This window comes from Tessaracoccus pujii (assembly GCF_054483895.1).
In genome coordinates, this window is sequence record NZ_CM137012.1 from 702,890 (window position 1) to 716,660 (window position 13,771).

The 13,771-nt window shown below is 69.8% G+C and carries 15 protein-coding genes; 11 read left to right on the forward strand and 4 right to left on the reverse strand.

The window, feature by feature from the left end:
- Positions 1-18 precede the first annotated feature (18 nt).
- Positions 19-549, reverse strand: coding sequence for a dihydrofolate reductase family protein (locus ACX1D0_RS03415; protein WP_459019498.1), 531 nt, complete (start codon positions 547-549; stop codon positions 19-21).
- A 138-nt stretch (positions 550-687) separates the two neighbouring features.
- Between ACX1D0_RS03415 and ACX1D0_RS03420 the strand changes: the two genes are divergently transcribed.
- Entirely contained in the window at positions 688-1,023 is a 336-nt protein-coding gene (locus tag ACX1D0_RS03420; RefSeq protein WP_459019499.1) for a YnfA family protein, read from the forward strand.
- Positions 1,024-1,055: 32 nt separating this feature from the next.
- On the opposite strand, the gene ACX1D0_RS03425 is transcribed toward ACX1D0_RS03420, so the two are convergent.
- The gene (locus tag ACX1D0_RS03425) at positions 1,056-2,228 is read right to left on the reverse strand and encodes a cysteine desulfurase family protein (RefSeq protein WP_459019500.1); all 1,173 of its coding nucleotides are present in this window, start codon (positions 2,226-2,228) and stop codon (positions 1,056-1,058) included.
- 4 nt (positions 2,229-2,232) lie between these two features.
- Positions 2,233-2,583: a DsrE/DsrF/TusD sulfur relay family protein gene (locus tag ACX1D0_RS03430; protein WP_459019501.1), complete on the reverse strand. Its 351-nt coding sequence runs from the start codon at positions 2,581-2,583 to the stop codon at positions 2,233-2,235.
- Between the two features lie 109 nt (positions 2,584-2,692).
- Here ACX1D0_RS03430 and ACX1D0_RS03435 point away from each other — a divergent pair, with 109 nt between their 5' ends.
- On the forward strand, positions 2,693-3,349 hold the full coding sequence (locus tag ACX1D0_RS03435) for a metalloregulator ArsR/SmtB family transcription factor (protein ID WP_459019502.1): 657 nt from the start codon (positions 2,693-2,695) through the stop codon (positions 3,347-3,349).
- Here the strand turns inward: ACX1D0_RS03435 and ACX1D0_RS03440 are convergent.
- Entirely contained in the window at positions 3,346-3,732 is a 387-nt protein-coding gene (locus tag ACX1D0_RS03440) for a YchJ family protein (protein WP_459019503.1), read from the reverse strand. The two genes, ACX1D0_RS03435 and ACX1D0_RS03440, sit on opposite strands and share 4 nt — an antisense overlap.
- Positions 3,733-4,157: 425 nt before the next feature.
- On the opposite strand from ACX1D0_RS03440, the gene ACX1D0_RS03445 reads away from it, so the two are divergent.
- From ACX1D0_RS03445 to ACX1D0_RS03485, 9 genes are all read left to right on the forward strand, one after another.
- On the forward strand, positions 4,158-5,372 hold the full coding sequence (locus ACX1D0_RS03445) for a cytochrome P450 (protein WP_459019504.1): 1,215 nt from the start codon (positions 4,158-4,160) through the stop codon (positions 5,370-5,372).
- Positions 5,373-5,398: 26 nt separating this feature from the next.
- The gene (locus ACX1D0_RS03450; protein WP_459019505.1) at positions 5,399-6,193 is read left to right on the forward strand and encodes a lysophospholipid acyltransferase family protein; all 795 of its coding nucleotides are present in this window, start codon (positions 5,399-5,401) and stop codon (positions 6,191-6,193) included.
- A gap of 31 nt (positions 6,194-6,224) precedes the next feature.
- Complete coding sequence (locus ACX1D0_RS03455; protein ID WP_459019506.1) at positions 6,225-7,340, forward strand: D-alanine--D-alanine ligase family protein; 1,116 nt, start codon at positions 6,225-6,227, stop codon at positions 7,338-7,340.
- Position 7,341: 1 nt separating this feature from the next.
- On the forward strand, positions 7,342-8,265 hold the full coding sequence (locus tag ACX1D0_RS03460; protein WP_459019507.1) for a thiamine-phosphate kinase: 924 nt from the start codon (positions 7,342-7,344) through the stop codon (positions 8,263-8,265).
- 66 nt (positions 8,266-8,331) lie between these two features.
- The gene (locus tag ACX1D0_RS03465; RefSeq protein ID WP_459019508.1) at positions 8,332-10,842 is read left to right on the forward strand and encodes an FtsK/SpoIIIE family DNA translocase; all 2,511 of its coding nucleotides are present in this window, start codon (positions 8,332-8,334) and stop codon (positions 10,840-10,842) included.
- A gap of 16 nt (positions 10,843-10,858) precedes the next feature.
- A complete protein-coding gene (rimO, locus tag ACX1D0_RS03470) occupies positions 10,859-12,274 on the forward strand; it encodes a 30S ribosomal protein S12 methylthiotransferase RimO (protein WP_459019509.1) in 1,416 nt (471 codons plus the stop codon).
- The gene (pgsA, locus tag ACX1D0_RS03475; RefSeq protein ID WP_459019510.1) at positions 12,271-12,888 is read left to right on the forward strand and encodes a CDP-diacylglycerol--glycerol-3-phosphate 3-phosphatidyltransferase; all 618 of its coding nucleotides are present in this window, start codon (positions 12,271-12,273) and stop codon (positions 12,886-12,888) included. The genes rimO and pgsA overlap by 4 nt, the downstream gene beginning before the upstream one ends.
- A gap of 29 nt (positions 12,889-12,917) precedes the next feature.
- On the forward strand, positions 12,918-13,397 hold the full coding sequence (locus ACX1D0_RS03480) for a CinA family protein (RefSeq protein ID WP_459019511.1): 480 nt from the start codon (positions 12,918-12,920) through the stop codon (positions 13,395-13,397).
- 87 nt (positions 13,398-13,484) lie between these two features.
- Entirely contained in the window at positions 13,485-13,760 is a 276-nt protein-coding gene (locus ACX1D0_RS03485) for a helix-turn-helix domain-containing protein (protein ID WP_459019512.1), read from the forward strand.
- Positions 13,761-13,771: the final 11 nt, after the last annotated feature.

Sequence of the window (13,771 nt, forward strand, 5' to 3'; positions counted from 1 at the left end):
CTATTGGTAGCTTCGCCCTCAGGCCGGCACGTAGCTCAGTCGGAGGATGTCGTCGTCCATGCGGTCGGCACTCAGCAGGCGTAGCGGAGGACGAGGGCCGGCGAAGTACGGATCGCCGTGACCCAGCACGACGGGGTGGAGGTAGATCCGGTACTCGTCGATGAGGCCCAGACCGGTCAGGGCGTTCGCCAGGCGGGGGCCGGCGACGGCGATCTCGCCGTCGTACTCGGACTTCAGGCGGCGTACGGCGCTCTCCAGGTCCCCGTCGATGAGCTTGGCGTTGGGGCCCACCGAGGTCAATGTGTGGGAGGCGACCCACTTGGGCTGGATTCTGTAGGCCGTGGCGAAGTCTCGTTCGTCATCGTTCCAGGAAGGGTCGTCCTCGTCCCAGTAGCTCATGATCTCGTAGATGCGCCGGCCGTAGATCGAGGCGGCCTGGGTCCTCGCCTCCTCGATGAAGTGGCGGAAGAGGGCGGGGGCGGGTGCGAACGCCTCGTGGTCGACGTAGCCGTCCAGCGACTGGTTCATCCCGAAGACAAGCTTGCCCATGCTCGGATCCTTCCCTGGTGTGCCCCTGTGGCGTCCACACCACAACTATGGCTGGGCATCGGTGCGCGGAACAGACCCACCTTCATCCACCTGCCGAGTGGGATGCGGCTGAGGCTGGCTGCATGGCAGCATCAGCGCATGATCACCCTGAGGTCCGTCGTGCTGTTCGTCCTCGCCGCCGTCGCTGAGATCGGCGGCGCGTGGCTGATCTGGCAAGGAGTCCGGGAACACAAGGGCTGGGTGTGGATGGGGGCCGGGGTGGTCGCCCTCGGCCTGTACGGCTTCGTTGCGACCCTCCAACCCGACGCGAACTTCGGCCGCATCCTCGCCGCGTACGGCGGGGTGTTCGTCGCCGGTTCTCTGGCCTGGGGAATGGTGGTCGACGGGTTCCGGCCAGACCGCTACGACGTTACGGGGGCGCTCGTGTGCCTCTTGGGAGTGGCCGTCATCATGTACGCGCCAAGGGCCGCCTGACTCGGGTCACCCGCCGGCGGGGCGCGTAGCGGTCACCGCGAACGCTGGGTGGCGGCCTCGATGGCTGCGGCAGCGTGGTCGACGTCGGCAAGGCTGGTCCAGCGGCCCAGGGAGAGCCGGATCGCGCTCAGCGCGCGGCCGGTCTCGATCCCCATTGCGCTGAGGACCGGCGACGGCGTGTCGTGCCCGGCGTGACACGCCGAGCCGGCGGAGGCCGCGATCCCCGTCGCCTCGCTGAGCACGGTGAGGGCTCGGGCGTCGTCGAGGCTGACGTTGAGCGTGTTCGGGAGCCGTGTGGTGGGGTGCCCGTTGAGCTGAACGCGGCCCGGGAGGAGCTGCTCGAGCGCGCGCTGGAGGTGGTCGCGGAGACCGGTGAGGCGTTCGGTCTCGCCGTCGCCGAGGGCCCGGCCCGCGAGGAGTGCGGCGTGCCCGAGTCCGGCGATGTAGGCGACGTTCTCAGTCCCGGCACGCAGGCCTCCCTCCTGTCCGCCACCGCCGACGAGGGGACGCAGCCTGACGCCGTCGCGGACCCACAGCGCGGCCACGCCCTTGGGGGCGTACATCTTGTGGCCGACGACGGTGAGGAGGTCGACGCCCAGCTCCTTGACGTCGATACGCACCTTGCCCGCCGACTGCGCGGCGTCGCTGTGGACCAGGACCCCGCGTGCGTGGGCCACGCGGGCGATGTCTGCGACCGGCTGGATGGTGCCGGTCTCGTTGTTGGCGTGCATGACGGTGACCAGCACGGTGGCCTCGGTGATCGCGGCGGCGACGGCCTCGGGGTCGACGAGCCCGTGCCCGTCGACCCCGAGGATGGTCACATCGGCGTCGTGGAGCTCCGCGAGGTCGGCGCAGGCCGCGAGCACGGCGGGGTGCTCGGTGGCCTGGGTGATGACGTGCGGGCGCTGACCCGGGCGTCGGTTGGCCAGGACAGCGCCCTTGATGGCCATGGCGTCGGCCTCAGAGCCGCTCCCGGTGAACACCATCCGGCCGTGGCGCCCGCCGATGAGGTCGCTGACCTGCGCCCGTGCCACCTCGACCGCCGCACGTGCGGCCTGGCCGTAGGCGTGGCTGCTCGACGGGTTGCCGAATTCCCGGGACAGAAACGGCAGCATGACCTCGAGCACGTCCGGGTCGATGGGCGTGGTGCCGTTGTAGTCCAGGTAGACCGGGCGGCCCTCCGTGGCCGGGTGGACTGTGTTCATGGTTCTAGAACACCAGCACCTTGTCGGCCGCGAGGGTGTTGTCGGTGAGTTCCTCCATCGTGGAACGACGGGCGCCGTCGACCAGCATCTCGGTGGTGATGCCGCGGGCATCCATGCAGGTGCCGCAGCACAGGATCTCGCCGCCGTTGCGGGTGAGCGAACCCAGCATTCGGTCCAGCTTGTAGTACCCGTCGGGGGTCTTCTGACCCGCCATGGCGGCGGTCACGCCGTCACCCATGAGGAAGACGGTGGTGTCGACGCCGTCGCGCTTGGCCATGGAGGCGGCCAGCCGGATGGCGTTGTAGGTGGAGTCCAGCCCGTAGGCCGAGCCGTTGATGATGATGAGGGCCTTCATGGTGTCCTTTGAGGTCGGAGATATTCAAGGATCCGCTTGAATACGGAGGCTAGCAGGTCTGGCCCCGAGTTGCTCTACTATTCGCAGGAATCGTTGAGGAGGTGGGTAGATGGACGGTCGCGAGTTCAAGGACGAGGTGTTCGGCCACTTCGCCCGCATGGGGGCCGCCTTCGGGCACGCGAAGCGCGTCGAGATCATCGACGTGCTCTCGCAGGGGGAGCGCAACGTCGAATCACTGGCAGAGCAGATCTCCGCGAGCGTGGCCAACACGTCGCGCCACCTGCAGATCCTGTCGGCCGCCGGTCTGGTGTCGCGGCGGGTCGAGGGCACCGCACGGGTCTATCGGCTCGCCGATCCTGGTGTCGACACCGCCTACCGCACCCTGGTCTCACTGGCCGAGGACCGCGTGGCGGAGGTCGCCTCCCTGAGCGAGGCCTTCTTCAACGCCGCCGACGGCACGCGCCCCGTCGCGTTCGACGAGTTCGAGACGCTCTCCCGGTCCGGCGACGTGGTCCTCGTCGACGTCCGGCCCGCCAGCGAGTTCGCCACCGGCCACGTCGACGGCGCCCTCAACATTCCGCTGGCCGACCTGTCCGCGCGGATGTCCGAGTTGCCTGACGACGCCACCGTCGTGGCCTACTGTCGCGGCCCGTACTGCGTCATGGCCGCCACCGCCGTGACCCGGCTTCGCGAGGGTGGACGGGCCGCCGTGCGGCTGGAGGGCGGCTACCCCCAGTGGCGGGACGCTGGGCTCCCTGTTCGCTAGGGGTAGGTGTCGCCGTCGACATACATCCACCGGCCGGCACGGCGTTCGAACCGCGACCGCTCGCGCAGGCTGCCGCGGCGTCTGCCGTCCTGGAAGCGGGCCGCGAACTCGACGATCCCCTCGCGGTCGTGTTCGTCGCCGTCTACCACCTCGAGGATCTCCAGCCCCGTCCAGGTGGATGATCCGTCAAGGGTGATCCCCTCCGGCCGCGTGCGGGGATGCCAGGTGCGCCACAGGTAGAGCTCGAGCCCCAGCGCGAACGCCGAATACCGCGAGCGCATGAGGGCCTCCGCTGTAGGCGCCTCCGCCCGGCCGTGATGGAATGGTCCGCAGCACCGCGCGTATGGTCCGCTCCCACAGGGGCACTGATCCGGATCTGTCATCGTGGTTCCCTCCGTCGGGCGACGCTAGCACCAGGCGGCTCGGCTGACCGGCTGGGCGGACCTGGGCCCACGTCGCGGCAGATCTGGGACCGGGCAGCCTGAGCACCTCGTCGAGATGCTCGACGACGTGGCGGACTTTCGTGACCCGCACCCGCCGGGCGTCCTGAGCCGCGACCCTCAGTGATGCATGTCTCGCGAATCGGCTTCACCCCGCAGGGTGGTGGATCGGGTGGGCGCTAGGCCACGAGATCCTCCAGTAGTCTCATGCAGAAGAAGCTATGCAAGATTTCGCTGCAAAGGTGCCTCTGCGTCATGTGCGAGCGCAAGACCCATTCCCGTCCCGCGACGGCCCGGCAGATCAAGGCGTTTCCGCACCCCTGCGCCTGCAGCTCGCTGCCGGGGCGCTCCGCCGATGGAGAGGCCCGATGACCGACCAGGCCCCGACGGCAGGTCAGCCCGCGCCCACCCGTCGCATCGTCCGCGCCGGCGAGGCCGACGGGCCCCGCGTCGAGCGCGAGGGCACGCTGTGGCGGATCAGGTCACTCGGCGCGGCACAGCAGGTGCTCCGCGCCCGCCACGCCACCACCCAGGCCGGATTCACCGCCGAGGCCATCCCCAAGGGGCGCCTCACGCACCACCCCATCCTCATGTCGGACGGGCCGATGCACGACGAGCAGCGCAAGAAGGTTGCCCGCTTCTTCGCCCCGGTGGTGGTCACCAGGCGCTACGAGACGCAGATGGAGGAGTGTGCGGACAGGCTTCTCGACGAGGCGGGCCCGGAGATCACGCTCGACGAGCTCGCGCTCCACTACACAGTCGAGGTGACGGCCGAGGTGGTGGGGCTCACGGCGGCGCCACCGAAGAAGATGGCCAAACGGCTGGTGAGTTTCTTCAACCAGCCGCCGTTCGATATCACCAAGCCCGGCCTGGGACGCACCAACCTGCAGTGGGCGAAGGCGGCCTTCAACGGGCTGCTGCCCATCGCGCGCTTCCATCTCAGGGACGCCCGACCCGCCATCCGCGCGCGACGACGCGAGCCGCAGGACGACATCATCAGCCACCTCATCGCCGAGGGCTACTCCGACGTCGAGATCCTCATCGAGTGCGTCACCTACGGCACGGCCGGCATGGTGACCACGCGCGAGTTCATCTGCATGGCCGCCCTGCACCTGCTCAACCACGAGCCGTTGCGCGAGCGCTACCTGGCGGCCGGGCGCGCCGAGCGCCACGCCATCCTCAACGAGATCATCCGCCTCGAGCCCGTCGTCGGACACCTCTACCGGCGGGTGCAGGAGGAGATCGAGGTCACCGACCGCGGCCAGGCCTGCACCATGGCGCCCGGGGACCTGGTGGACATCCACGTGCGCCACGCCAACGCGGACCCCGACGCGGTGGGCGAGGACCCGCTCAGCCTGTGCCCGGGCCGCAGCACCGCCACCGGCGTCAACGAGGCAGGGCTCAGCTTCGGCGACGGCGCCCACAAGTGCCCCGGTCAGCCGCTGGCCATCCTGGAGTCCGACGTGCTCCTCACCCGCCTGCTCCGACGCGACCCCCGCATCCTGCGGGAGCCCGAAGTGGGCTGGGACGACCTCATCGCCGGATATTTCCTGCGCGGCTTCCGCGTGCGTGTCGACGGCTGAGGGCGGCCACCTGTCATGATGACCCAATGACGACACCGGTCACCGTCGAGAAGCCCTGGCGCCGCCCGCTGCGCGAGGTCAACCATGAGCCCGCACCGTGGGTCTACCACCTGATCGGCCGCCTCGCGCGGGCCGGCGTGCCGCTCTTCGCACGCCAGAAGTGGGGTGGGCAGGAGCACATCCCGCGCAGTGGAGCCGTCATCATCGTGGCCAACCACATCTCCAACTTCGACCCCATCATCCTGGGCAAGTACCTCATTTGGAGCGGCCGGTGGCCGCGGTTCCTGGGCAAGTCCGACATCTTCAAGACGCCGGTGCTGGGCTGGGTGGCCCGGCAGTGCGAACAGATCCCCGTCTACCGCAACACCTACCGGGCGGGGGACTCGCTCACCTACGCGGCCGAGGCGCTGGACAAGGGCAAGGCCGTGGCGATCTACCCGGAGGGCACCATCACGGGGGACCCGGACGCCTGGCCGATGACCGGGCGCCGCGGCGCCGCCAGGCTCGCCCTGACCTCGGGCGCCACCGTCGTCCCCGTCGCGCAGGTGGGGGCCAATCACATCCTCGGCCAGAAGAAGATCGAACTGGGCCGCATCTTCGGCCGCCGCAAGGACGTGGCGATCACCGCCGGCCCACCCATCGATCTGAGCCGCTACATGGGCATGAAGCCCACGCCGGACGTCCTCGACGCGGTCACCGACGAGATCCTCGACGTGCTGACCGGCATGGTGGGAACGCTGCGCGGAGAGACGCCCCCGGAGGACCGCTACGACATCAGGGTGCGCAGGCGCGTGCCGAAGAAGCCCCGGCCCGCCCAGTAGACTCGCGCACGCATCATCCCTAGGAGGACCCGTGAGCGAACGCATCCGCGTTGCCCTGATCTTCGGCGGCCAGTCATCGGAGCACGGCATCTCGTGCCTGACCGCCGCCAGCGTGCTCAACGCCATCGACCGCGCTCGCTTCGACGTGGTGGGCGTGGGTATCAGCAGGACGGGCCGCTGGACGCAGGTGCCCCTGGAGGTCATCGCGGGCTACCAGATCGCCGACGGCCAGGTCCCCGAGGTGCGGGACCCGGACCACGATGCCGTGTGGATGGTGGGTGAGCACGGCTGCGAGGTGGCCACCCGCACCGGTGAGAAGCTGGTGGACATCAACGGCGTCGACGTCGCGTTCGCGCTGCTGCACGGACCCTTCGGCGAGGACGGCACCATCCAGGGCATGTTCGAGCTCATGGGCATCAGGTACGTGGGCAGCGGAGTCACGGCGTCGGCCGTCGGCATGGACAAGCACTTCATGAAGGTGGCGTTCGAAGCGGCCGGGCTGCCGGTGTGGCCGTACGTGGCCGCGTCCGGGCACCGCCTCCGGCACGACAGGGCGGCAGTGATCCGAGAGATCAACGAGAAGCTGCGCTACCCGCTGTTCGTGAAGCCCGCCCGCGGCGGCTCGTCGCTCGGCATCGTCCGCGTCACGGACCCGGCGCACCTCGACGCCGCGATCGACGAGGCCCAGCGCTTCGACCCCAAGCTCGTGGTGGAGCAGGGCTTCGTGGGGGCGCGGGAGCTCGAGGTCGCGGTATTGGGCAACCCGGACTCCCCGGAGGGCTGCGACGCCTCTGGCGTCGGCGAGATCCGGGTCCAGGCCGACGACGGCTTCTACGACTTCGAGGCCAAGTACATCGACGAGGCCGGGGCGGCCCTCGACGCCTCGGCGGACGTCACCCCGGAGCTCGCCACCCGGCTTCAGGAACTGGCGCGCCGGGCCTACGCAGCCGTCGACGCCGAGGCCCTGGTGCGCGCGGACTTCTTCGTCACCGACGAGGGGGAGTGGATCAATGAAGTCAACACCATGCCGGGCTTCACCCGGATCTCCATGTACCCCACGCTATGGCAGGAGGCCGGCATGACCTACCCCGAGTTGGTGGGCCGGCTCATCGACCTGGCGCTCACGCGCCCGGTGGGGCTGCGCTGACGTGGCGGGAGAGTTCGAGCTCATCGAACGGATCACGGCAGACCTCGACGTCGGCGACGACGTGGTGCTCTCGGTAGGCGACGACGCCGCGGTCCTGGCGCTGTCTGGCCACGTGGTGGTCACCACCGACATGCTGATCGAGAACGTGCACTTCAGGCGGCAGTGGTCGCCCCCCCGGGCGGTGGGCCGCAAGGCGGTGGCGGTCAACATCTCCGACGTGGAGGCCATGGGCGCGCGCCCCAGCGCCATCGTGGTGGCGCTCGGCTTCCCGAAGGATCTGGATCAGCAGTGGGTGGTCGAGTTCGAGGCGGGCGCCAAGGACGAGTGCGCCAGGGCGGGCGTGAGCCTGGTGGGCGGGGACCTGTCGTCGTCGGCCCACATCGCCATCGCCGTGACGGCCCTCGGGGACCTGGGTGGCAGGGTCGCGGTGACCAGGGCAGGGGCGCGCCCGGGCGACGTCGTCGCGGTCTGCGGACGCCTCGGCTGGGCGGGCGCGGGCCTGGCGGTGCTGCAGCGCGGCTTCGGGTCACCCAAGGAACTGGTGGCGGAGCAGCTGACGCCCAGCGTGCCCTACGGCCAAGGCGTGGTGGCCGCGCGCGCCGGTGCCACCGCCATGCTGGACGTCTCGGACGGGCTCCTGGCGGACCTCGGCCACATCGCGGATCAGAGCGGAGTGCTCATCGACGTCGACACGTCCCGGATCGAGGTCCCCGACGCCATCGCCCGGGTGGCCGCCGCCACCGGAAAGCCCGCGCTGGGCTACATCCTGGCCGGCGGGGAGGACCACGCCCTCGCCGCGACCTTCCCGGCGGGCGCACGCCTGCCGGACGGCTGGTACCGGGTCGGTGAGGTGCGCGAGGGGCACGGAATTCTCGTCGACGGCGCCCCCTTCGACGGCGCCATGGGCTGGGACCACTTCGCCTGACGGGCGGATCGCAGAACGGCCGGGCCAAATACGGGCCATCCGCCCGCCCTGGGATAAGTTGGGCCCATGGCGTCCCGCGGTTCTTCCCCCACGCGGAGCGCCAGCACGAAGTCGACATCGTCGGCCACTGCTGCGCGTTCCAGCAAGACAACGGCTACCAAGAGGCCGGCCTCCCCGTCGAGGTCCGGCACGTCGTCGCGCCGTCCCGCAGCCGCCAAGGCGGCGCCCGCGAGGAGACCGGGCGGCTTCGGCCGGGCCGTGAGCGGCCTGCTCCGCGGTATCGGATCCGCGTTTCGCGGCCTGGCGGCCGGCGTCGGCTGGGTGGCGCGCAGCTTCGGCGGCGCGGCCCAGGAGGTGGATCCCAAGCTCCGCCGCGACGGGTGGGGCCTGCTGCTGCTGGCCCTCGGCATCGTCGTGGCCGCGCGATTCTGGTTCGTCTTGCCCGGGACGGTCGGCGAGGCACTCGATGCCGGCATCTCCACCGTCTTCGGATCGGTCTCCGTCGTCATCCCCGCAGTCCTGCTCTACGGCGCGTGGCGGGTGCTGCGCCACCCGCGTGACGTCGACGCGGCCCCGCGCACCGGGCTCGGCTGGGTGCTCATCACCGTGGGTGCCCTCGGCCTCATCCACATCAGCAAGGACATGCCCGCCCCCAGCGACATGGCTGCTCTGCGGGAGGCAGGCGGCATCATCGGTCACGTGGCCTCAAGCGTCCTGGTGGACCTGCTGACGGTCTGGGTGACCGTGCCGATCCTCACCCTGGTCACTTTGTTCGGCATCGTGGTGGTCATCGGGCGCCCCCTGCACGAACTGGCGGCCGGGGCGAAGGGCCTGCTGGGCGCGCTCGTCGAGCCCGACGGTGGCGCGCCGTCGAGGCAGCCCAGGCTGAAGCTCGGCGTCGACGTGCCCTACGACACCCCGATCATCGAGGACCCGGTGGACGACGTGTCCGAGGCCTACGACGTGGACGCCGCCGACGACTATCTGCTGCCCGCGGCCCCCCAGCCCGAGCGCGCCCCCGGCAAGCCCAAGGGCGAGAAGTCCCGCGAGCTCGACCCGCCGCCGCACACCCCCCCGCCAGTCAGGGCCGAGCAGCTGCAGCTGAGCGGAGACGTGGTCTACACGCTGCCGGACGACGGCACCCTCGCGGTGGGGTCGAAGCCCAAGGCGCGCACCGAGGCATCGGACAAGGTGGTGCGCCAACTCGGCGACGTGTTGCGCGAGTTCGAGATCGACGCCCGCGTCACCGGCTACACCCGCGGCCCCACCGTCACCCGCTACGAGGTGGAGCTCGGCTCGGCCATCAAGGTGAGCAAGGTCACGGGCCTGGCGGACAACATCGCCTACGCGGTGGGCTCCAACGAAATTCGCATCCTCACCCCCATCCCGGGCAAGTCCGCCATCGGCATCGAGATCCCCAACCTGGACAAGGAGGTGGTCTCCCTCGGCGACGTGCTGCGCTCCCCGAAGGCCAAGAACGACCACCACCCCCTCACGGTCGCGCTCGGCAAGGACGTCGAAGGCGGCTTCGTCGTGGCCAACATGGCCAAGATGCCGCACCTCCTCGTGGCCGGCGCAACCGGCTCCGGCAAGTCCAGCTTCATCAACTCGCTCATCACCTCCATCATGATGCGGGCCACGCCGGACGAGGTGCGCCTCCTGCTGGTGGACCCCAAGCGCGTGGAGCTCAACCACTACGAGGGCATCCCCCACCTCGTCACGCCCATCATCACCAACCCCAAGAAGGCCGCCGAGGCGCTCGCCTGGGCGGTGCGGGAGATGGATCTCCGCTACGACGACCTCGCGGCCTTCGGCTTCCGGCACGTCGACGACTTCAACAAGGCCGTGCGGGCCGGGCAGGTGAAGCTGCCCGAGGGCTCCGAACGTGTCCTGGCGCCCTACCCCTACCTGCTGATCGTCGTCGACGAGCTCGCCGACCTCATGATGGTGGCGCCGCGGGACGTGGAGGAGTCGGTGGTGCGGATCACCCAGCTGGCGCGCGCCGCCGGCATCCACCTGGTCCTCGCCACGCAGCGCCCGTCCACGGACGTGGTCACCGGCCTGATCAAGGCCAACGTGCCGTCCCGGCTGGCGTTCGCCACGTCGTCGATGACGGACTCCCGGGTCATCCTGGACCAGCCCGGCGCGGAGAAGCTCGTCGGCAAGGGCGACGGGCTCTTCCTTCCGATGGGCGCCGGCAAACCGATCCGCGTCCAGGGCGCCTGGGTCAACGAATCCGAGATCCGCGACGTGGTGACGTTCGTCTCCACGCAGCTGCAGCCCAACTACCGCGACGACGTCACGGTGGCCGGCGGGGGCGAGAAGAAGGTGGTCGACGACATCGGCGACGACCTGGACCTCGTGCTCGACGCGTGCCGCCTCGTCGTGGAGCTGCAGCTCGGCTCCACCTCCATGTTGCAGCGCAAGCTGCGTGTGGGCTTCGCCAAGGCCGGGCGGCTCATGGACATCCTGGAGAGCAGGGGTGTGGTCGGCCCCTCAGAGGGCTCCAAGGCGCGCGACGTGCTGGTCAAGCCCGAGGACCTGGACGAGGTATTGGCCAATCTCGCCGCTGCGTAGGGATAATGGGCGGGACATGACTGCCACACACTCCGTCCACATCGCCTCCCTCGGATGCGCCCGCAACGACGTCGACTCCGAGGAGCTCGCCGCCCGGCTCGAGGTGGGGGGGTTCGTCCTCGTCGACGACCCGGAGGCCGCGGAGACGGTGGTGGTCAACACCTGCGGGTTCGTCGAGCAGGCCAAGCAGGACTCCATCAACACGCTGCTGGAGGCGGCCGAGCTCAAGGGCGGTGGCACCGTCCGCTCCGTCGTCGCGGTGGGCTGCATGGCCGAGCGGTACGGCGTCCAACTGGCCGACGAGCTGCCCGAGGCGGACGCCGTCCTCGGGTTCGACGACTACGCCGACATCGCGGACCGGCTGCGTGGCATCCTCGACGGCGAGCGCCACATCTCTCACGTGCCGCGGGACCGCCGCACGCTGCTGCCGCTCACCCCGTCGGCCCGGCCGGCCGCCTCGGGTGGGGTCGCGGTCCCCGGGCACGCACCGCTGCCCGACGGCGTGGCGCCGTCGACCGGACCCCGCACGCTGCGGCGCCGCCTGGCCGGGGGACCCTCGGCGTCGCTGAAGATCGCCTCCGGCTGCGACCGTCGCTGCGCGTTCTGCGCCATCCCCGCGTTTCGCGGGAGCTACCTCTCCCGCCCCGCCGACGAGCTCGAGGCCGAGGCGCGGTGGCTCGTCGAACAGGGCGTCAAGGAAATCTTCCTCGTGTCGGAGAACACCTCCTCCTACGGCAAGGACCTGGGCGCTGAGCAGCGGCTCGAGTCACTGTTGTCGCGGCTGTCGCGGGTTGACGGGCTGGAGTGGATCCGGGTGTCCTACCTGCAGCCGGCAGAGATCCGGCCGGGGATGCTGGAGGCCATGCTGACCACGGACAAGGTGGTGCCGTACTTCGACCTCAGCTTCCAGCACGCGTCGCGCTCCGTACTGCGGGCCATGCGACGGTTCGGGGACCCGGACAGCTTCCTGGACCTCATCGGCCGCATCCGGGCGCACGCGCCGGCGGCCGGGATCCGCAGCAACGTGATCGCCGGGTTCCCCGGCGAGACGCAGGCGGACGTCGAGACCCTGCGCAGCTTCATCATCGACGCGAACCTGGACGTCATGGGCGTGTTCGGCTACTCCGACGAAGAGGGCACCGAGGGCGTCACCCTCGCGGACCATCTACCGGAGGACGAGATCGAGGCCAGACGGGCGATGTTGGCTGATCTCGCCCTGGAAGTCTGCGAGGCGCGCGCCGCGGACCGCATCGGTGAGGATATCGTCGTACTTGTGGAGAGCGTCGACGACGAGATCGTCGGCCGCGCGATGCACCAGGGCCCCGAGACCGACGGTGTGGTCACGCTCGATCATGACGCGTCTGTCGGTGATCTTGTGGCCGCGCGGGTGGTCGACTCGGCCGGAATCGATCTGATCGCGGAGGCGAAGTGAGCGAACCCAAGCGGGCCCTCGACAGGCCCAGCAACTTCAACGTGCCCAATGTCCTGACCGTGATCCGGATCCTGCTCGTCCCGGTGTACGTGGTGGTGCTGTTCGTCGCCCCGGCGGACTCCGGCTGGCGGCTGGCCGCGACGGCGATCTTCGTCGTGGCGATGCTGACGGACCTGGCAGACGGCTACATCGCCCGGAGATTCAACCTCATCACGGACTTCGGGAAGCTGTGGGACCCCGTCGCGGACAAGGCGCTCACGGGGGCGGCCTTCGTCTCGCTCAGCGTCCTGGACGGATTCTCCGGCCAGGTGGGCCTTCCGTGGTTCTTCACCATCATCATCCTCGTGCGCGAGTGGGGCATCACCTGGGTGCGGGCCGCCATCGCCAAGTACGGGATCATGGCCGCCAACAAGGGGGGCAAGGCGAAGACCCTCACCCAGACCGTGGCGCTCATCGCGTTCAGCCTCGGGTTGCAGTTCCTCCCCGGCGCGGTGCAGGTGGCGGCCTGGATCGTGATGTGGGCGGCGCTGATCCTCACCGTCGTGACCGGCGCCGACTACCTGCGACATGCCTGGAACATCCGGCGCCAGGCGAGGGCGGGCCAGGTAGGCTGACGGGACGTAACGGACGAGGAGGAGCCGCGATGACGCTGGCCGCCGATGTGATCAAGAAGATGACCCACCGCTCGGTGACGCTCGCCACGGCAGAGTCCCTCACCGGCGGGGGCATCGGTGCCGCCCTGACCTCCGTGCCCGGGGCATCGGCGGTGTACCGCGGTGGCCTCATCACCTATGCCCGTGACCTCAAGACCCGCCTCGCGGGGGTGGACCCCCAGCTGATCGACTCGGAGGGGGTCGTCAACGAACTCACCGCCCTCCAGATGGCCGTCGGGGCCAAGGCGCGGTGCGATTCCGACTGGGCGGTGGCCACCACGGGAGTGGCCGGGCCCACCGAGACCGACGGCGCCAAGGTGGGCACCGTCTGGTTCGCGGTGGTCGGGCCGCGGGTGGGCATGTCGCCCGCACCCCAGTACACCGAGCTCAGGCAGTTCGAGGGAGATCGGGAGGCGGTGCGCGCGGCTGCCGTCGAGCACGCCTTCGAGATGCTGCTGCGAGTTCTGTGAATTGTCCTGATTCGGGAACAAACGGCTACCAGTAACGGTTGACACCACCGAGGGCGGGCATACAGTTCGCCGGTTGGGTAGGTAGCCGTGAAGACGATTCTGATTCGCAAGGTGATGGGCGAGACGCTCCGGGAGTCCCGGATGTCTGCGGGCATGACCCTGCGTGAGGTCTCGATGGCCAGCATGGTCTCACTGGGGTACCTCTCCGAGATCGAACGAGGCCACAAGGAGGCCTCCAGCGAGGTGCTGTTCGCCATCGCCTCGGCCCTTGACTTGTCGCTGTCCGAGTTGATGATCGCGATCAGCGGGAAGCTGGCGGCGCTCGAGGCGCAGCGGATGCCGCGCGTGGCGGTGGCTGCCTGACCTGATCCCCG

Bases quoted from the DNA above. Each gene is read 5' to 3' on its own strand.
- ACX1D0_RS03415 (WP_459019498.1), bottom strand. From the start codon at position 549: ATGGGCAAGCTTGTCTTCGGGATGAACCAGTCGCTGGACGGCTACGTC.
- ACX1D0_RS03450 (WP_459019505.1), top strand. From the start codon at position 5,399: ATGACGACACCGGTCACCGTCGAGAAGCCCTGGCGCCGCCCGCTGCGC.
- ACX1D0_RS03480 (WP_459019511.1), top strand. From the start codon at position 12,918: ATGACGCTGGCCGCCGATGTGATCAAGAAGATGACCCACCGCTCGGTG.
- ACX1D0_RS03445 (WP_459019504.1), top strand. From the start codon at position 4,158: ATGACCGACCAGGCCCCGACGGCAGGTCAGCCCGCGCCCACCCGTCGC.
- rimO (WP_459019509.1), top strand. From the start codon at position 10,859: ATGACTGCCACACACTCCGTCCACATCGCCTCCCTCGGATGCGCCCGC.
- ACX1D0_RS03440 (WP_459019503.1), bottom strand. From the start codon at position 3,732: ATGACAGATCCGGATCAGTGCCCCTGTGGGAGCGGACCATACGCGCGG.
- ACX1D0_RS03465 (WP_459019508.1), top strand. From the start codon at position 8,332: ATGGCGTCCCGCGGTTCTTCCCCCACGCGGAGCGCCAGCACGAAGTCG.
- ACX1D0_RS03420 (WP_459019499.1), top strand. From the start codon at position 688: ATGATCACCCTGAGGTCCGTCGTGCTGTTCGTCCTCGCCGCCGTCGCT.
- ACX1D0_RS03435 (WP_459019502.1), top strand. From the start codon at position 2,693: ATGGACGGTCGCGAGTTCAAGGACGAGGTGTTCGGCCACTTCGCCCGC.
- ACX1D0_RS03430 (WP_459019501.1), bottom strand. From the start codon at position 2,583: ATGAAGGCCCTCATCATCATCAACGGCTCGGCCTACGGGCTGGACTCC.
- ACX1D0_RS03425 (WP_459019500.1), bottom strand. From the start codon at position 2,228: ATGAACACAGTCCACCCGGCCACGGAGGGCCGCCCGGTCTACCTGGAC.